The sequence below is a fragment of the Pseudomonas sp. 5.2 genome, from assembly GCF_059025405.1.
In genome coordinates, this window is record NZ_JBYBHH010000012.1 from 90882 (window position 1) to 107073 (window position 16192).

At 64.4% G+C, this 16192-nt stretch carries 19 protein-coding genes; 12 read left to right on the forward strand and 7 right to left on the reverse strand.

Going from position 1 to position 16192, the window contains the following annotated elements; translation table 11 throughout:
• Nucleotides 1-597: a MarC family protein gene (locus tag AC5PZ0_RS18695; protein ID WP_099455402.1), complete on the forward strand. Its 597-nt coding sequence runs from the start codon at nt 1-3 to the stop codon at nt 595-597.
• Here AC5PZ0_RS18695 and AC5PZ0_RS18700 read toward each other — a convergent pair.
• From AC5PZ0_RS18700 to cobG, 7 genes are all read right to left on the reverse strand, one after another.
• Nucleotides 594-1217: a hypothetical protein gene (locus AC5PZ0_RS18700; RefSeq protein WP_493855486.1), complete on the reverse strand. Its 624-nt coding sequence runs from the start codon at nt 1215-1217 to the stop codon at nt 594-596. The genes AC5PZ0_RS18695 and AC5PZ0_RS18700 overlap by 4 nt on opposite strands.
• Nucleotides 1204-1851, reverse strand: a complete 648-nt coding sequence (locus AC5PZ0_RS18705) for a hypothetical protein (RefSeq protein WP_493855487.1) — start codon at nt 1849-1851, stop codon at nt 1204-1206. The genes AC5PZ0_RS18700 and AC5PZ0_RS18705 overlap by 14 nt, the downstream gene beginning before the upstream one ends.
• Nucleotides 1852-1914: 63 nt before the next feature.
• Nucleotides 1915-2598: a hypothetical protein gene (locus tag AC5PZ0_RS18710; protein WP_493855488.1), complete on the reverse strand. Its 684-nt coding sequence runs from the start codon at nt 2596-2598 to the stop codon at nt 1915-1917.
• Nucleotides 2599-2698: 100 nt separating this feature from the next.
• A complete protein-coding gene (gene cobJ, locus AC5PZ0_RS18715; RefSeq protein WP_493855489.1) occupies nt 2699-4381 on the reverse strand; it encodes a precorrin-3B C(17)-methyltransferase in 1683 nt (560 codons plus the stop codon).
• A gap of 2 nt (nt 4382-4383) precedes the next feature.
• The gene (locus AC5PZ0_RS18720) at nt 4384-5118 is read right to left on the reverse strand and encodes a precorrin-2 C(20)-methyltransferase (protein WP_493855490.1); all 735 of its coding nucleotides are present in this window, start codon (nt 5116-5118) and stop codon (nt 4384-4386) included.
• Nucleotides 5115-5741 (reverse strand): precorrin-8X methylmutase, encoded by a 627-nt coding sequence (locus AC5PZ0_RS18725; protein WP_027592587.1) that lies wholly within the window; start codon nt 5739-5741, stop codon nt 5115-5117. Before AC5PZ0_RS18725 ends, AC5PZ0_RS18720 begins: the two co-directional genes overlap by 4 nt.
• Nucleotides 5734-7065 carry a precorrin-3B synthase gene (cobG, locus tag AC5PZ0_RS18730; protein ID WP_493855491.1) on the reverse strand — a complete coding sequence of 444 codons (1332 nt, stop codon included), beginning with the start codon at nt 7063-7065 and terminating at the stop codon, nt 5734-5736. Before cobG ends, AC5PZ0_RS18725 begins: the two co-directional genes overlap by 8 nt.
• A gap of 213 nt (nt 7066-7278) precedes the next feature.
• Here cobG and cbiE point away from each other — a divergent pair, with 213 nt between their 5' ends.
• From cbiE to AC5PZ0_RS18785, 11 genes are all read left to right on the forward strand, one after another.
• Entirely contained in the window at nt 7279-8490 is a 1212-nt protein-coding gene (gene cbiE, locus AC5PZ0_RS18735; RefSeq protein ID WP_493855492.1) for a precorrin-6y C5,15-methyltransferase (decarboxylating) subunit CbiE, read from the forward strand.
• Nucleotides 8483-9577 carry a cobalt-precorrin-5B (C(1))-methyltransferase gene (locus AC5PZ0_RS18740; protein WP_027592584.1) on the forward strand — a complete coding sequence of 365 codons (1095 nt, stop codon included), beginning with the start codon at nt 8483-8485 and terminating at the stop codon, nt 9575-9577. Before cbiE ends, AC5PZ0_RS18740 begins: the two co-directional genes overlap by 8 nt.
• Complete coding sequence (locus AC5PZ0_RS18745) at nt 9574-10293, forward strand: cobalt-precorrin-6A reductase (RefSeq protein WP_493855493.1); 720 nt, start codon at nt 9574-9576, stop codon at nt 10291-10293. Before AC5PZ0_RS18740 ends, AC5PZ0_RS18745 begins: the two co-directional genes overlap by 4 nt.
• A 92-nt stretch (nt 10294-10385) precedes the next feature.
• Nucleotides 10386-10616, forward strand: coding sequence for a type II toxin-antitoxin system VapB family antitoxin (vapB, locus tag AC5PZ0_RS18750; RefSeq protein WP_027592582.1), 231 nt, complete (start codon nt 10386-10388; stop codon nt 10614-10616).
• Nucleotides 10616-11023, forward strand: coding sequence for a type II toxin-antitoxin system tRNA(fMet)-specific endonuclease VapC (vapC, locus tag AC5PZ0_RS18755; RefSeq protein WP_027592581.1), 408 nt, complete (start codon nt 10616-10618; stop codon nt 11021-11023). Before vapB ends, vapC begins: the two co-directional genes overlap by 1 nt.
• A 134-nt stretch (nt 11024-11157) precedes the next feature.
• Entirely contained in the window at nt 11158-11595 is a 438-nt protein-coding gene (locus AC5PZ0_RS18760) for an NfeD family protein (RefSeq protein ID WP_454242870.1), read from the forward strand.
• A gap of 26 nt (nt 11596-11621) precedes the next feature.
• A complete protein-coding gene (locus tag AC5PZ0_RS18765) occupies nt 11622-12476 on the forward strand; it encodes an SPFH domain-containing protein (RefSeq protein WP_027592579.1) in 855 nt (284 codons plus the stop codon).
• Nucleotides 12477-12671: 195 nt separating this feature from the next.
• Nucleotides 12672-13061 carry a DUF2946 domain-containing protein gene (locus AC5PZ0_RS18770; RefSeq protein WP_099430555.1) on the forward strand — a complete coding sequence of 130 codons (390 nt, stop codon included), beginning with the start codon at nt 12672-12674 and terminating at the stop codon, nt 13059-13061.
• A 46-nt stretch (nt 13062-13107) separates the two neighbouring features.
• Complete coding sequence (locus AC5PZ0_RS18775; protein ID WP_027592577.1) at nt 13108-13593, forward strand: copper chaperone PCu(A)C; 486 nt, start codon at nt 13108-13110, stop codon at nt 13591-13593.
• Between the two features lie 23 nt (nt 13594-13616).
• Nucleotides 13617-14048: a DUF2946 domain-containing protein gene (locus tag AC5PZ0_RS18780; protein WP_493855494.1), complete on the forward strand. Its 432-nt coding sequence runs from the start codon at nt 13617-13619 to the stop codon at nt 14046-14048.
• Nucleotides 14049-14114: 66 nt separating this feature from the next.
• A complete protein-coding gene (locus AC5PZ0_RS18785; protein WP_493855495.1) occupies nt 14115-16181 on the forward strand; it encodes a TonB-dependent copper receptor in 2067 nt (688 codons plus the stop codon).
• The last annotated feature ends 11 nt before the right edge of the window (nt 16182-16192 follow it).

Sequence of the window (16192 nt, forward strand, 5' to 3'; positions counted from 1 at the left end):
ATGCTCCATGAGTTGTTCAGTGTCTACCTGAAGATGCTCGTGCTCTACAGCCCGTTCTTCGTGCTGTCGTGCTTCATCAGCCTGACCCGCGGCCATTCCAGCAAGGAACGCAAGCAACTGGCCTGGAAGGTAGCCTTCGCCGCCCTGGTCGCCAGCGTGCTGTTGTACTTGTTCGGCCGGGCGATCTTCGGCATTTTCGGCATCACCGCCGACGCCTTCCGCATCGGTGCCGGCAGCGTGCTGTTCATCTCGGCGTTGGGCATGGCGCAGGGCAAACCGGCGGTGCAGGCCGACAACGTTCAGCAGGACGTGACCATCGTGCCATTGACCATCCCCCTGACCGTCGGCCCCGGCACCATCGGTGCCCTCTTGGTGATGGGCGTGGGCCAGCCGCATTGGGATGACAAGTTGCTGGCCATCGCCAGTATCGCGCTGGCCAGCTTCACCGTGGGCCTGGTGCTGTACCTCTCGCACGGCATCGAGCGGATTCTCGGCGACCAGGGCCTGCAGATCGTCAGCCGTTTGATGGGATTGTTCGTCTGTGCCCTGGCGGCGCAGATCATCTTTACCGGGATCAAGGGTTACCTGGTGCCCTAAAAAACGGCCTTCTTGATTTCCTCCAGTGCGATTTTCACCAGCGCACGTTCCACCCCGCTACGACGCTCTTGGTCGAACAGACGCGTATTGAACCGCACCAGCTCTGCCATCACGTGCATGTTGCGGCGCTCACGAAACAGAAAACCAGCCGTGAAGGCAGCGCGGCCGCCAGCCTCGTGATACAGCACAATGTCTACGTAGTTGGCACTTACGGGTGCACAGGACATCAGCTGAAACTTCCCCTGTTCACTGCTGCGCTTTTCAAAATGCAGCAACGGTATGTCGTTGTTCTTCAACTTCTCCAACGCCAGTGCCATGTAGGTTGAATGGCTATGCCCCGCGACCGCATTGATCGCACTCAGCACTTGATCGACTACCACCACACGCTGAGGATCAGGCCAGTGGACCTCTTCTGCGGTCTTCGCATCCCACCCAAGAAACATCAGCTTCTTGCGGTAGTAGTGGTATTGGTCCTTGGCAGCTTCCTCTTTCATGTCCGTCAAGGTCACGGTCTCAGCCCACAACGCGGCAAGCTTGATGGCATTGCGCTGCCGAAGACTGACCCCAGGAATGAATGAAACCAGGCTTGCGCCGACTACGTCGACTTCATGTGCTTGCATGGTCGTTCTCCGGTGTGAGTAGGCCCAGGTTCCTGATGTGTACCGCTCGCTGCTTGCGCTCAAGCAAGTCATGCAGGTCTTTGCGAATGGCTTCCGTCACGAAATCTCCCAGCATTGCACCACTGGCGCGCAGGTCTATGCCGTCACCTGAAGGCAATGGGTTCTTGAACGCCACGCCACACAGGTCCAAGACAGCACCGGGCAGTAACACGCCCAACTCTTGAACGACGTGAGTGGTATTGTCCTGCGTGGCCTGGGTAAACGGCCGCGCGTATTGCTGCACCTCATCCTGTGAAAGGAAGTTGGTGGCCGCCTTTAGATGGCCTGTCAGCTTGGGGTACCGAGCCTGCAAATAGTCAGTGACGCGGTCCAACGGGGCTCGCATGCCGCCGTCCCGCATACGCAGGTGATCACTGTGGCTCAACGTAATGATCCAACCACGCTCTTCCAGGGCCTTTCGATAGTCGCTGTACCAGAGCCCGTAGCGGGCAAAACGTGAACCGTTCAATTTGTCGGCACGCAGCTGGGCAAACAGTACCGAGTCGAATGCATATTGCAGGGCGGGCTGCGTCGTATCCTCGACCAACAAGGCCGTGCCGCCAACGAGCCACAAGGAATAGGCTTCCTTACTCATCGGGTTACCTCGCATTTCAAACACACAGAAAGAAGTACGGGGCCCGAAAGGCCCCGCTTGATGTCAGAAGATGCTTTCGATGGCCGCCTTGATGGCCCTGTCGATCAACCGCTTCTCGATCGCTGCACGAACTTCGTCGGTGTAGACCACTTCGTTGAAGCTGAGCACGGCCGAAGCACAGTAGCGGTCCTTGCTCGAGCTCTTCCATTCGAACACCGTGGTATTGAGGTCGTTTTCGCCTGGTGATGCACTGAATGCACTGACCAGCATGAACACCTCTCCCTCGGGCGTTTCGATGCACGCCCCCAGCCCCGTGGTCGCAACCGGATTGCCTTTAAGGTTCTGCTGCAAGATCTTCTGGGCTTCCTCGATATTGCCCAGCGCATTGATGGCATCGCCAGCCAGCTTCGCCATGGCATCGCCCACCGGCCCACCGAGCAGTGCTTTACCCGCAGCGCTCGCGACCTTGAAGGCAACCGGGCCCAGGGTCATCGAACGGCTGGTGTCATAGTCACGCTCGTAGGAACGCTTGCCCGTCACCCAACCCACGGTGCGCATGGTTTCCAGGAACTTATTGAACCAAGCCTCGGACTCACCGTCGCGGTTATACAGTTTGGAGGCCACGAGAGACGAAAACTGGAAGGTGGTTTTGGCATCGCGTCGGCTTTGCGCCGACATGCCTGCGCTGAGCGCCAGCAGCGATTGTTCGACAACAGCCAAGCTGCGGTTAGTGTTTTCTTCGGTCATGTGCAGAATCCTTGAAGGCCCCCGACGGGTATCGTCGAGGGGCCTTCACCCTATGCTGCAAACGACCGGGGTACAGGCATGAACGGGTTCCCTCGGCGCCTCACCCGGCGGTCGGGTACCAACGCGGCGTGTACACCCACTGGGTGCCATCGGCCTTGGCAAACTGACAGGTCGTGGAAGAACCCAGCAAGACCATGGTGCGCATGTCGACCATTTCTGGCACCAGTTCGGCCAGGGAGACCACCTTGAGTGTCTGCCCTGGCCTACCGATGTCGCGGCCAAGGACTACAGGTGTGTTCCCATCGCGGTGCTGTCGCACGATCTCCAGCGCACGCCCCAATTGCCAAGGCCGCGAGCGTGAAATCGGGTTGTAGAATGCCAGGACTAGGTCGGCCTGGGCCGCCAGGTCCAGGCGATGCTCGATGACCGACCACGGTTTGAGGTTGTCCGACAGCGACATCACGCAGAAGTCGTGCCCCAGCGGTGCACCCGCCTGGGCGGCGGTGGCCAGCGAAGCCGAAACACCCGGCAGGATCTCCAGATCAACCCGCTGCCAGGCCGGGTCGCTGGAGGCGTGCAGTGCTTCGAGCACGGCGGCGGCCATGGCGAAGACACCCGGGTCACCCGACGACACCACCACTACCGAGCGCCCTTGTGCAGCAAGCTCGAAGGCGTGGCGAGCACGCTGCATCTCTTCGCGGTTGTCGGTGCAATGCTGCACTTGGTCTGCACGGAACGGCCCGGCCATGCGCACGTAGGTTTCGTAGCCAAGGATGTCCTGGGCGCGTGCCAGCTCTGCCTTGACCGCCGGCACCATCAACTCGGCAGCGCCAGGGCCGAGGCCGATCACCGCCAGGCGGCCACGGCGGCGGCCGATCCGCTCAGCATCCACCGGTGCCGAAGCCACTGCGATGACGGCGTTGGCCTGCTCGATCAACTGCGCGTCAGGCAACGCCTGGGCTACCATGCCACGCAGGTCGCCAGGCTTGGCCGCGAAACGCAGCGCCACACCAAGCGCCTGCGCCGCCTCGTGCAAGGCGGCATCGGCCATGGCGTGCTCGCTCGCCAGCAGGCAAGCCAACGACTGCTCGGCAATGCCCGCGTCATTTAGCGCTGTGCGAATGCCCTGCAGGTCAGCGGTATCGACGCCCACCACCACCGAACGCGGGTGGATCAGCAACTCGTCCCGGCTGCTCGCGCGTGCCTGATGGCCGACATGAATTGTGCGCTGGGCCGATTCGCTGGCAGGCAATTGCGCCTGGTCCAGCCACGGCGCATCCCCTTCGACGCGTACCGTCTCGCCGGCCAACAGGTCGGAAACAAAGCGCTTGCCTTGCTCGATATCCGCCAGGGCATAGCCCTGTGGCGGGTTCAGCAGGCAGGTGCCGAAACGCAGCTCGCCACTGGTAGTGATCGCAGCAGCCACGCCCAATGCCTCGCCAATTTCACGCGCCATCACGTTCACACCGCTCAGGCCACCGAGCAGCGGCACGACTGCGCTGCCATCCTCGGCCACCGCCAGTACGGGTGGCTCGACGCCTTTCTCGCTGAGCACGCTGGCCAGGCTGCGGATGACGATACCGGCGGCGCACAGGGCGATGATCGGGGTGTCCTGCTGATACAGCGCGCGCAGGGTGTCGCCAAACGAGGCGTACGTTTGATCGACGCCCTCGACACGGCCACTCAGGCCATGAATCACCGCCTGTGGATAACGCTGCTGGATACGCTGCGCCGTGGCCAGGCTGCCTGGCCCCAGGATGATGATTGCCGGTGCCTTGTGCATGCTCATCCCTGCCATTTTTCACCCGGCACGATGATCAGCGAGAAGTACGGCGACGACAGGGGGTCGACGTCCGACAGCGGCACGATCTTCTGGTTGGCCATGGTCGCCCGCTCGACATACAGCGCACGCTCGTCCAGGCCCAGCTCGGCCAGCACGTCACGCACCTTGGGGAAGTTGCGGCCCAGTTTCATGATCACCGCCGCGTCGGCATCGGTCAGGCGCCGCTTGAGCTCCTCGGCCGGCAGCACGCCCGACAGCACTGACAGGCTCTGGTTGCGGTACACCAACGGCGCGCCGAGCACCGAGGCGCCCCCGAGCATCGAGCAGACGCCAGGAATCACTTCAGCCTCATAGCGCTGCGCCAGGCGGTCATGCAGGTACATGTAGGAGCCGTAGAAGAACGGGTCGCCCTCGCAGATCACCGCGACGTCGCGGCCGGCGTCCAGGTGCTCGGCAACCTGCACGCTGGCTTCATCGTAGAAGTCGCTGATGACCTGTTCATAGGACAGCGGTGCCGGCAGGGCCTCGGTGGTGACCGGGTAGACCAGCGGCAGCAAGGTCTGCTCTGGCTGCAGGTGCGCCTCGATGATGCCGAACGCATTGCCGCGCTTGCCCTTGGCCACGAAGTAGCCAACCACCGGCGCCTCGCGCAACAGGCGCAGCGCCTTGACGGTGATCAGTTCAGGGTCGCCGGGGCCTACGCCCAGGCCGAGCAGACGTCCACGTGGCGCCATCATTCCACCTCCGTGGCAAGGGCGTTGACTGCGGCGGCGGCCATCGCGCTACCGCCCAGGCGGCCTTGCATGATCACGAACGGCACGCCACGGCTGTCGGCGGCGAGCATCGCCTTGGATTCGGCCGCACCGACGAAGCCGACCGGGAAGCCGAGGATCAGCGCAGGCTTGGGTGCGCCGGCGTCGATCATCTCCAGCAGGTAGAACAGCGCGGTCGGGGCGTTGCCGATCACCACCACGCTGCCTTCCAGGTACGGCCGCCACAGCTCCAGGGCCACGGCGGAACGGGTATTGCCGGCGTCCTTGGCCAGGCCAGGCACGCTCGGGTCGCGCAAGGTGCAGACCACTTTATTGTCGGCGGGCAGGCGCGCGCGGGTGATGCCTTCAGCGACCATGTGCGCATCGCAGAGGATAGGTGCGCCCTTGGCCAGGGCTTCACGGCCGGCGCGGCCGGCCCCTTCGGAGAACTGCAGGCCGTCGATGGCTTCGACCATGCCACAGGCATGGATCACGCGCACGGCGAGCTTTTCGAGGTCTGCGGGTATCCGCTCGAGTCGGGCTTCCTCACGGATGATCCGGAAGGAATTGCGATAGATCTCCTGACCATCGCGGATGTAGTCAATCATCAAGGTGCTCCGTCGGCAGGTCGAGCATGGCGCCTGCTTCGTTCAAGGTGAGGTCGATGGCACGCAGGGCGCCGAAGCCCGGCAGGCGCGCATCGCGCACATACAGGTCGTAACGGCCCGGTGAACGGGCCAGCAAGGTGGCCGGGGCAACATGGGCCACGGCGCAGGATCGGGGGCACCCGGACAGGTGCACGCTGCCCGGCACGCCAGGGCCCAGCAGCGCGGCCAAGGCCACGGCATCGGCCTTGGTTTCGCCCTGTGCCTTGGCGCAGCCACTGCTGCCGGTGCAGGCGCTGATGCGGGCCAGTGGCTCGTGGCTGTGGCACAGCAGGCCCAGCGTGGACAACTCGCCCTGGGCTTGCGTGATCTGGTCCGGGTCGAGATTGGTCAGCACCAGGCTTTGCCAAGGGCTCAGGCGCAGGCTGCCGTCACCCAGGTGCCGGGCGATGCGCGCGGCCCCCCGCAGCATCTCGGGGGTCAAGCGGCCCTGCGGCGGAGCAACGCCCAGGGCGAGACCGTGAGCTTGTGGCAACACACCCAGCCACTCGGGTTGGCGTGTCGGGCGGCGCCATTCAAGCACGGCGGCATCGCGGCGGATGTCCAGGCCGAGCCCTTCGACGAACGATGCGGGCGAACAGCACTCAAGCAACTGGCGCATGCGCGACTGGTCCACCGCGGCCAGGTCAAGGAAGCGCTCCAGCACCGCACGGACCAGGGCCAGGCCCTGCTCCACCGGCACCGCCCCGAGCACCTGGCCATCGGCGGGGCAGCCCGCCAGGCCAAACGCCAGCCACGTCCGCTGCTCGATAAGCAGCGCCGAGAGCCACAGGTCATGCGGGTGCTCAAGCATCGCCAGGCCTTCGCCGGCGTCCAGGAGCACAGCGAACTTCGCCGACAACTGGTGAAACCGCGGTGTGCCTTCCAGCAGGTCGAGGATCTGCCCCGCCAGCGGCCGGGCATCCAGCAACATGGCAGGGTCATGCCCGGCCAGCGGGCTGAGCATCAGGTTGCGCACATCGTCACCGGCGGCTTCGCGCGGGCCCAGGCCTGCCGCGAGCAGCCTGGCGATCAGGCCTTGGTGGTCGCTGCCAATACCGCGAATCTGCAGGTTGCCGCGGTTGGTTGCCTCGATCACGCCACCGGCAAAGCGCTCGGCGGCCTCGGCCACGGCATCGGCCTGGTCGGCCAGCAGCAGGCCACCCGGCAGCTTGATGCGGCAAATGCCGCCATCACGGGCACTGACGATGCGCCACAACCCCGGGCAGGCCGAGGGGCGAGGTGAAACGTCGGGGGCATGGGCCTGCTTCAAAGGGGTGTCCGGCAATCTGTGAAAGTGCGCTTGAGTGTAGAAGGCGCGGTATTATGCCTGCTTTGTCCGGCGGCATGAAAAGCCGGTGGTCGAGCTTATCGTTTACCCGGGGCCGCTTCGCGCCCCTTCGCGGGCAAGCCCGCTCCTACAGGGATCATGCTGTGCCTGTAGGAGCGGGCTTGCCCGCGAAGGGCGCGAAGCGGCCCCAGAAATGGCGGATTGAAACACATGGCACCCTGGCTGACAGTAGTAGGCATCGGCGAAGACGGCTTCAATGGCCTTGGCAAGCAGGCCCGGCGTGCCCTGCTGGGCGCTTCGCGGATCTTCGGCAGCCCGCGCCAACTGGCTTTACTGCCACGCTGCGTGGTCGGCGAGCGGCTGCTTTGGCCAACCCCTTTTTCTTTGGCGCCCGTGCTCGCCCAGCGCGGCGAACCGGTCTGCGTGCTGGCCAGCGGCGACCCGATGTTCTTCGGCGTCGGCGCCAGCCTGGCGCGCCAGGTGCCCGCCAGCGAGATGCGGGTGCTGTCGATGCCGTCCTCCTGTGCACTGGCCGCCGCCCGCCTGGGCTGGCCGCTGCAGGACGTGCAGGTGGTGTCGGTGGTCGCCCGGCCGCTGGCAGCGCTCAATGCGCACCTGCACAGCGGCGCTCGCCTGCTGGTGCTGAGCAACGACGGCGACAGCCCTGCGGCAATCGCCGCACAACTGTGCGAGCGTGGCTTCGGGCCGAGCCGCCTACGCGTGTTCGAACACCTGGGTGGCACCGATGAACGCGAAGTGGCGGGCACCGCCCAGGACTGGCCTCACACCCAGGTTGCAGCGCTCAACTTGGTGGCCATCGAATGCCTCGCCGCGCCCGATGCCCCCCGCCTGCCGAGGGTCGCTGGGCTGCCGGACAGCGCCTTCCAGCATGACGGCCAGCTGACCAAGCGCGATGTCCGCGCCATCACCCTGGCCCGCCTCGCCCCCCTGCCCGGCGAGCTGCTGTGGGACGTGGGCGCCGGTTGCGGCTCGATCGGCATCGAGTGGATGCGCACCCACCCCGCCTGCCGTGCGCTGGCCATCGAGGCCGACGAAGGGCGCCAGGGCTTTATCGAACACAATCGCGATGCGCTGGGCGTGCCCGGCCTGAACCTGGTCCGTGGCAAGGCGCCTGAAGCCTTGGCAGGGCTCGAGCAGCCCGACGCGGTCTTCATTGGCGGCGGGGTAACGCGTGAAGGCGTGCTCGACCTGTGCTGGCAGCGGCTGCGCCCCGGCGGGCGACTGGTGGCCAACGCGGTTACACTGCAAAGCGAACTGGCCCTGGCGCACTTTCGCGAGCGACACGGGGGTGAACTGACCCGTATCCATGTTGCCCATGCGCAGCCGCTGGGCACGTTCGACACCTGGCGCCAGGCACTGCCAATCACCTTGCTCGATGTGGTGAAGCCCCTCGATGCGTGAAGAAACCCACGAGCAGCCCGCGCCCCTGCGCAGCGGCCTGACCACCGGCAGCTGCGCCACCGCCACCAGCCTCGCGGCGGCGCGCCTGCTGCTGACCGGCGTCTGCAGCGACGCCGTGAGCATCACCCTGCCCAAGGGCAAGGTCGTGCAGATGCGCCTGGAGTTCTGCCGCCGCGATGGCGAATGCGCCGAAGCCGGCACGCTGAAGGACGCCGGCGACGACCCGGACGTGACCCATGGTGCCCTGCTGTTCAGCCAGGTCCGCCTGCTGGCAGAGCCCGGCATCCGCTTCGTCGCAGGCCAAGGCGTCGGCACCGTGACACGCCCGGGGCTGGTGCTGGCAGTGGGTGAACCGGCGATCAACCCAGTGCCCCGGCGCATGATGGGCGAACACCTGCAACGCCTGGCTGACGAGTGCGCCTACCGCGGCGGTTTCGAAGTCACGGTCAATGTTCAGGGCGGTGAACAGCTGGCACTGAAGACCATGAACCCGCGCCTGGGCATCCTTGGCGGGCTGTCGATTCTGGGTACCAGCGGCATCGTCCGGCCGTTTTCCTGCGCGGCCTACATCGCCTCGATTCATCAGGGCATCGACGTGGCCCACACCAACGGCTACACGCACATCGCCGCCTGCACCGGCAACGCCAGCGAAGACACCATGCGCCGGGTCTACGGCCTGCCGGAAATCGCCCTGATCGAGATGGGCGACTTCGTCGGCGCCGTGCTCAAGCACCTGCGCAAGGTGCCGGTACCGCGCCTGAGCCTGTGCGGGGGGTTCGGCAAGATCAGCAAGCTGGCGGCCGGGCACATGGACCTGCACAGCCGCCACTCAAGCATCGACCTGCCGCAGCTGGCCGGCTGGGCGGCGGATATCGGCGCCGACGCAAACCTTCAGGCCGCGATCATCGCCGCCAACACCAGCCAGCAAGCCCTGGCACTGGCGCATGCCGCAGGCATCGCCCTGGGCGACGCCGTCTGCGCGCACGCGCTGGCCTTCGCCCGCAGCGTGGTGCCGCCGCAGGTGCAGGTAGAGGTGTTCGCCATCGACCGCCAAGGCGGCATCGTCGGCCAGGCAGGTGTTCAATGAGCGCGCGCATCCTGCTGCTGGGCGGCGTCACCGAGTCCCTGGCCATCGCCCGCCAGTTGGGCCCGCAGCACGTTTACAGCCTGGCGGGCATCGGCCGCGTACCGCAGGACCTGACCTGCCAGGTGCGCGTCGGCGGCTATGGCGGTGCTGAAGGCCTTGCCCAATACCTGCGCGAGGCGGGCATTACCCTGCTGATCGATGCCACCCACCCCTATGCCGCGCAGATCAGCCGCAACGCCGCCATCGCTTCACGTCGTGCAGGTATCCCCTGCTGGGCGCTGCGCCGCCCCGCCTGGCAGGCACAGCCGGGTGACGATTGGCGCGAAGTGGACGACTGGGCGGGGCTGATCGAGGCGCTCGCGCCATTCCGGCGGCCGCTGTTCACGCTGGGCCGCGAGCCGCTGCAACACCTGGCAGAGATCCCGCCGGATCAGTTCTGGACCTTGCGCGCACTGGAGGCCTGCCCCGGTAACGAACGTTGCGAGGTGATCGGCGCACGCGGGCCATTCCGAATCGAAGACGAACGTGTGTTGTTCGCGCGCCGCAAGATCGACGTACTGATCAGCAAGAACAGCGGCAGCGTGGCGACCGAGCCCAAGCTGGACGTGGCGCGGGAGCTAGGGGTGCCAGTATTGATCCTGCGGCGCCCGGAACTGCCGGTGGTCGATGAGACATTCATTCACTCAGACGCGTTGCTTGCCAGGCTGACGCTTTGACTGCTCGTTAGTCATGACGTATATCCCATTGACATATACGCCATGCAACCTAAACTTCTGTCACACATTGTCGCTACCCTAGGAGGCCCATCATGGAGCAAGGTGCTGTCTTCAAAAGCAACCGCAGCCAGGCCATCCGCTTGCCAAAATCCGTCGCACTTCCCGATGGCATCACCCGAGTGGATATTGTTGCAGTTGGGCGTACGCGCATCATCACACCTGCTGGTGAATCATGGGACAGCTGGTTCGAAAGTGAGCCTGCAAGCGCGGATTACATGGCCACCCGTGACCAACCTGCAGACCAGGAACGTGAAGGTTTTTAATGCTCAGGTACCTGCTCGACACCAATATCTGCATTTTCACGATCAAGAATAAACCGCAACGCGTCCGCGAAGCGTTCAATCGCCATCACGGCCAATTGGCGATCAGCACAATTACTTTGATGGAACTGATCTACGGCGCTGAGAAGTCGGATCATCCTGAGCGCAATCTTTCGGTGGTCGAGGGCTTTGCCGCGCGCCTTGAAGTACTCGATTACGATAGCCATGCGGCTGAGCACAGTGGCCAGCTTCGTGCGGAATTGGCCAGATCAGGGACCCCCATTGGTCCTTACGACCAACTGATTGCCGGGCATGCCCGAGCGCTTGGCTTAATTTTGGTAACTAACAATGTGCGCGAGTTTCAACGAGTACCCGGTCTAAGGGTTGAAGACTGGCTCGTTTCGCCCTGACAGCGTAACGGTTAGTACTGCTTTCCTACAGGTCCTATCGACTTTGCCACCGTTTCACTCGGTCGCACCCGAATGGCCTTTGTTCCCTCCGTTGCCTTAGACTTCAGCCCTCTCCCCCAGAAGGCTTCATTCATATGGACATGCAATGGTGGATCTGGCTGGTCTTCGGTATCGCGCTGATCCTGCTCGAACTGGTCCTGCCCACGTTCTTCATTCTCTGGTTCGGCATCGGCGCCGTGCTGGTTTCGCTCATCTCGCTCGCCGCGCCCAGCCTGCAACTGGATATGCAGATGCTGTTGTGGGTGCTGCTTTCTTCAATCACTACTGGGCTGTGGTTCAAGGTGTTTCGGAACAAGAAGCCAGATGTGCGCTGGACAGCCGACAGCGTGATTGGCGAAGTCGGCCTGCTCACCGCCAGCGTTTCCGAGTTCCAGAAAGGCCGCGTGCGTTTCCAGAAGCCAATCCTCGGCAACGAGGAATGGACCTGCGTCGCCGACACTGACATCCCATCCGGCGAGCGTGTGCGCCTTACCGCCATCGAAGGGAACACCGCCCGCGTCATCCGGGCCTGAATCCGTACTAAAAGGAAGTTCGTATCATGACCAGCCTTATCGTCGTGGGCGCCCTCGCCCTGTTCGTCCTGATCACCGTGTTCAAGGGGGTGCGTATCGTGCCTCAGGGCGAAGAGTGGATCGTCGAGCGCCTGGGCCGCTACAACAACACCCTCAAGCCCGGCCTGAACATCGTCATTCCTTACGTGGACGTGGTCGCCTATCGCCTGCCCACCAAAGACATCATCCTCGATGTGCAAGAGCAGGAAATCATCACCAAAGACAACGCGGTGATCGTCGCCAATGCCCTGTGCTTCGCCAAAGTGGTCGACCCACAGAAGGCCTCCTACGGCGTGCAGAACTTCTCCTTCGCCGTCACCAGCCTGACCATGACCTCGCTGCGCGCCATCGTCGGGGCCATGGACCTGGACGAGGCCCTGTCCAGCCGTGAGCAGATCAAGGCACGCCTGCGCGAAGCGATGTCCGAGCAGACCGAAGACTGGGGCGTGACTGTGCGTTCGGTAGAAATCCAGGACATCAAGCCGTCACAGAACATGCAACTGGCCATGGAGCGCCAGGCCGCCGCCGAGCGTGAACGTAAAGCTGACGTGACCCGTGCCGAAGGTGCCAAACAGGCCGCGATCCTTGAGGCAGAAGCGCGCCTGCAATCGGCCAAGCTCGACGCCGAGGCGCAAATCAACCTGGCCGAGGCTTCGGCGCGGGCGATTTCGCTGGTCAAGGACGCGGTGGGTAACGAGACCGTGCCGGCCATGTACTTGCTGGGCGAACGGTACATCGGCGCGATGGAGAACCTGGCCAGCAGCGACAATGCCAAAGTCGTGGTGCTGCCGGCCGACCTGCAAGAAACCGTGCGCGGCTTGATGGGCCGCAACAAGGTTTGAGAATGCCGGGGCCGCTCTGCGGCCCATTCGCGGGGCAAGCCCGCTCCCACACTCTATGGGAGCGGGCTTGCCCCGCGAATGGGCTGCAGAGCAGCCCCAAAAACCCCCGCCAACTGCGTCACTTCACCGCACCCCACCTTTTTTACCTATACTGCGCCTTACAATAGCCACCACGATTCCTGACCGGATCTCTCCATGCCCCCACGTCGGCACATTGCCTGGATAGCCTGCCTAGCAGTGCTGTTCAACCTGCTGGCCATGCCGCTGTCCTCTGCCGCGCCCAAGGGCCCGGCCGAGCAGTTGCTGTGGGGGGCGTTCTGTTCCAGCATGGCCAACAAGGCCAAGGTCGACGTCCAGGCCCTGGCCAAGATCGACCTCGGCCCGCAGAGCGATGACAGCGCCAGCATGATGAACTGCTGGTGTTGCTCCGGTGCCGCCCCGCTGCTGGCCCTGCCGGGCTACCCGCCGCAGTTGCATAACCCGCCGACCCTGCACGCCGGGCACTCGCCGCAGCTTGCCGATTACCAACCCACGCCGCGCCAGCTATGGCCCGCGCTCAACCCCCGCGCCTCCCCTTTGGTCTGAGTTGCTCACGCTGTCTGCCTGAACCTGAACAGATCGGAGACTCACCATGCTCAAGCACGCTCTCGTCGTGGCTGCCCTGCTGCTGCCCAGCGCCTTCGCCACTGCCCATGAATACACCGTGGGCGACCTGCACATCGCGCACCCCTGGTCGCTGCAACTGCCACCGAACGCACCCAACGTCGCCGCCTATTTCGTCGTGCACAACAATGGCCAAGCGGATGATCGTCTGCTCAGTGTCGACAGCCCCATCAGCGACGACGCCCAATTGCACGAGCACGCCATGACCGCCAGCGGCACCATGAAGATGCAGCAGGTGCCCAACGTGGTAGTGCCCGCGGGCAAGGAGGTGACCTTCGCCCCCAGCGCCTACCACGTAATGCTGATGCAGCCTAAAGACCGCAGCCTGCTCACCGACGGCAAGCGTTTCCCGCTGACCCTGCATTTTGAAAAAGCCGGTGACGTCACCGTCGAAGTCGCCGTGCAAAAAGAGGCGCCCTCGGGAACGCCCCAGGCCCACGAACACGCGCACTGACCATTAGCTGACAGGCACTCGCCATGAGCCTGCCGCGCAACAGCCTCAGCCGTACCACCCGCCCTGAACGCAGGCGCGTCGGTGGCGGCTGGCTGAGCCTGTTCGCCATGTGGATGATCTTCATCGGCCCGCTGATTTCCCAGTCGATGCCGATGGATCACCACGCTGGCATGAACATGCCGACGGACATGTCGATGCCCACCGGGCATCAGCATGGCGCCGACTCGCATCACGGCCACGGTGACGATGGCCAATTGCATGTGATGTGGGAAAAGTGCGGGTACTGCAGCCTGCTGTTCAACTGCCCCGCACTGCCACAAACCCTCAGCCCGCTCAGTGCCAGCATCGTAGTACCCACCACCCACCTTAGTGCCTCCACGCACCAGGGGCATGCCCGGCAGGCTGTATTCCCTGGCGCGCGCAGCCGCGCACCGCCTTCCTCGATCAGCGTCTGAAAAACCATTGTTCGCACGGAGCCAGGAGGCTTCGCGCCCACTCATGACTGATCGACTGGAATCATTATGTCCGGCTGCACCCCTGTTTTTGCCCTGTCCCTGCGTGGGGCCATCGCCGCCGTGTGCGGTTCGCTGCTCGCGCCCGTGGCCCTGGCCAGCGACCTCGGCAACGCTGACCACGCGCACGACGCACCCGAGTTGAGCCCGACGGTGATCACTGCCGTGGCGCCCACCTCGCCGCTGACCGTGGTCACCAACCCGAAAGACCCTCGCCAGCCGGTACCGGCCAGCGACGGGGCCGACTACCTCAAGACCATCCCCGGCTTCTCGGCCATCCGCTCTGGCGGCACCAACGGCGACCCGGTATTGCGCGGCATGTTCGGTTCACGCCTGAACATCCTCACCAATGGCGGCGTCATGCTGGGCGCCTGCCCCAACCGCATGGATGCCCCCACCTCGTACATCTCGCCGGAAACCTACGACCGCCTGACCGTGATCAAAGGCCCGCAAAGCGTGATCTGGGGGCCTGGCGGTTCGGCCGGCACCATCCTCTTCGAGCGTGAGCCCGAACAGTTCGGCACCCTCGGCAGCCGCGTCAACGCAAGCCTCCTGGCCGGCTCCAATGGCCGCTTCGACAAAGTGCTGGACGCCGCCGCAGGCAACAGCCAGGCCTACGCCCGCTTCGTCGGCAACCAGTCGCGCTCCGACGACTACCACGACGGCAACGATGACACCGTGCCCTCGCGCTGGGACAAGTGGAACGGCGATGTGACCCTGGGCTGGACCCCCGACCAGGACACCCTGCTGGAACTCACCGCAGGCAAGGGCGATGGCGAAGCACGCTATGCCGGGCGCGGCATGGACGGCTCGCAGTTCAAGCGTGAAAGCCTTGGGCTGCGCTTCGAGAAGTCCAACCTCGGCGAGGTGCTCGACAAGGTCGAGGCACAGGTCTACTACAACTACGCCGACCACGTGATGGACAACTACAGCCTGCGCACGCCCTCGGGCAGCGGCATGATGGGCATGCCGATGGTCAGCAACGTCGACCGCCGCACGATGGGCGCCAGGGTCAAGGCGACCTGGCGCTGGGCCGACGTGCAACTGGTCAGCGGTATCGATGCGCAGACCAACGAGCACCGCCAGCGCGGCGGCATGGGCGTCGATGCGCACAAAGGCCAGGCCTGGACCAAGGATGCCGATTTCCACAACTACGGTGCCTTCAGTGAGCTGACCTGGTACGTCAGTGGCGAGGACCGGCTGATCACCGGCGCCCGCCTGGACCGCGCCTCGGCCCGCGACTTCCGCAAAGGCAGCGCCACCGAAGGCGACACCCGCGCAGACACCCTGCCCAGCGGTTTCGTCCGTTACGAACATGACCTGGCGGCCATCCCCGCCACCACCTACGTCGGCCTCGGCCACGCCCAGCGCTTCCCCGACTACTGGGAGCTGTTCTCGCCCAAGTTGGCGCCAGCCGGCGCAGCCAACGCCTTCGACGGCATCAAGCCAGAAAAGACCACCCAGCTCGACTTCGGCATCCAGTACCGCGACGCCCGCCTCGAAGCCTGGGCATCGGGTTATGTCGGGCAGATCCGTGACTACATCCTGTTCGACTACCGCACCGGCATGATGGGCATGAGCACGTCCCAGGCCCAGAACATCGACGCCCGCATCATGGGCGGCGAAGTGGGCGCGGCCTACAAGCTCAGCGAAAACTGGAAGGCCGACGCTACCCTGGCCTACGCTTGGGGCAAGAACAGCAGTGATGGCAAAGCGCTACCGCAAATGCCGCCCCTGGAAAGCCGCCTGGGCCTGACCTACAGCCGCGACGTCTGGAGTGTGGGTGCGCTGTGGCGGCTGGTGGCCGCGCAAAACCGCATCGCCGAGAACCAAGGCAACGTGGTCGGCAAGGACTACGAAAAGAGCGCGGGCTTTGGTGTGTTCTCGCTCAATGGTGCCTACAAGGTGAACAACAACCTCAAGCTCAGCGCAGGGGTCGACAACCTGTTCGACAACACCTACGCCGAGCACTTGAACCTGGCCGGGAACGCCGGGTTCGGCTACCCGGCCACAGATCCACAGCCGGTGAACGAGCCAGGCAGGACCTTCTGGACCAAGGTCGATTTCAGCTTCTGACAACAACAACG

Excerpts from the sequence above, each read along its gene's own strand:
- AC5PZ0_RS18695 (WP_099455402.1), top strand. The coding sequence starts at position 1 with ATGCTCCATGAGTTGTTCAGTGTCTACCTGAAGATGCTCGTGCTCTAC.
- AC5PZ0_RS18700 (WP_493855486.1), bottom strand. The coding sequence starts at position 1,217 with ATGCAAGCACATGAAGTCGACGTAGTCGGCGCAAGCCTGGTTTCATTC.
- AC5PZ0_RS18705 (WP_493855487.1), bottom strand. The coding sequence starts at position 1,851 with ATGAGTAAGGAAGCCTATTCCTTGTGGCTCGTTGGCGGCACGGCCTTG.
- AC5PZ0_RS18710 (WP_493855488.1), bottom strand. The coding sequence starts at position 2,598 with ATGACCGAAGAAAACACTAACCGCAGCTTGGCTGTTGTCGAACAATCG.
- cobJ (WP_493855489.1), bottom strand. The coding sequence starts at position 4,381 with ATGCACAAGGCACCGGCAATCATCATCCTGGGGCCAGGCAGCCTGGCC.
- AC5PZ0_RS18720 (WP_493855490.1), bottom strand. The coding sequence starts at position 5,118 with ATGATGGCGCCACGTGGACGTCTGCTCGGCCTGGGCGTAGGCCCCGGC.
- AC5PZ0_RS18725 (WP_027592587.1), bottom strand. The coding sequence starts at position 5,741 with ATGATTGACTACATCCGCGATGGTCAGGAGATCTATCGCAATTCCTTC.
- cbiE (WP_493855492.1), top strand. The coding sequence starts at position 7,279 with ATGGCACCCTGGCTGACAGTAGTAGGCATCGGCGAAGACGGCTTCAAT.
- AC5PZ0_RS18740 (WP_027592584.1), top strand. The coding sequence starts at position 8,483 with ATGCGTGAAGAAACCCACGAGCAGCCCGCGCCCCTGCGCAGCGGCCTG.
- AC5PZ0_RS18745 (WP_493855493.1), top strand. The coding sequence starts at position 9,574 with ATGAGCGCGCGCATCCTGCTGCTGGGCGGCGTCACCGAGTCCCTGGCC.
- vapB (WP_027592582.1), top strand. The coding sequence starts at position 10,386 with ATGGAGCAAGGTGCTGTCTTCAAAAGCAACCGCAGCCAGGCCATCCGC.
- vapC (WP_027592581.1), top strand. The coding sequence starts at position 10,616 with ATGCTCAGGTACCTGCTCGACACCAATATCTGCATTTTCACGATCAAG.
- AC5PZ0_RS18760 (WP_454242870.1), top strand. The coding sequence starts at position 11,158 with ATGGACATGCAATGGTGGATCTGGCTGGTCTTCGGTATCGCGCTGATC.
- AC5PZ0_RS18765 (WP_027592579.1), top strand. The coding sequence starts at position 11,622 with ATGACCAGCCTTATCGTCGTGGGCGCCCTCGCCCTGTTCGTCCTGATC.
- AC5PZ0_RS18770 (WP_099430555.1), top strand. The coding sequence starts at position 12,672 with ATGCCCCCACGTCGGCACATTGCCTGGATAGCCTGCCTAGCAGTGCTG.
- AC5PZ0_RS18775 (WP_027592577.1), top strand. The coding sequence starts at position 13,108 with ATGCTCAAGCACGCTCTCGTCGTGGCTGCCCTGCTGCTGCCCAGCGCC.
- AC5PZ0_RS18780 (WP_493855494.1), top strand. The coding sequence starts at position 13,617 with ATGAGCCTGCCGCGCAACAGCCTCAGCCGTACCACCCGCCCTGAACGC.
- AC5PZ0_RS18785 (WP_493855495.1), top strand. The coding sequence starts at position 14,115 with ATGTCCGGCTGCACCCCTGTTTTTGCCCTGTCCCTGCGTGGGGCCATC.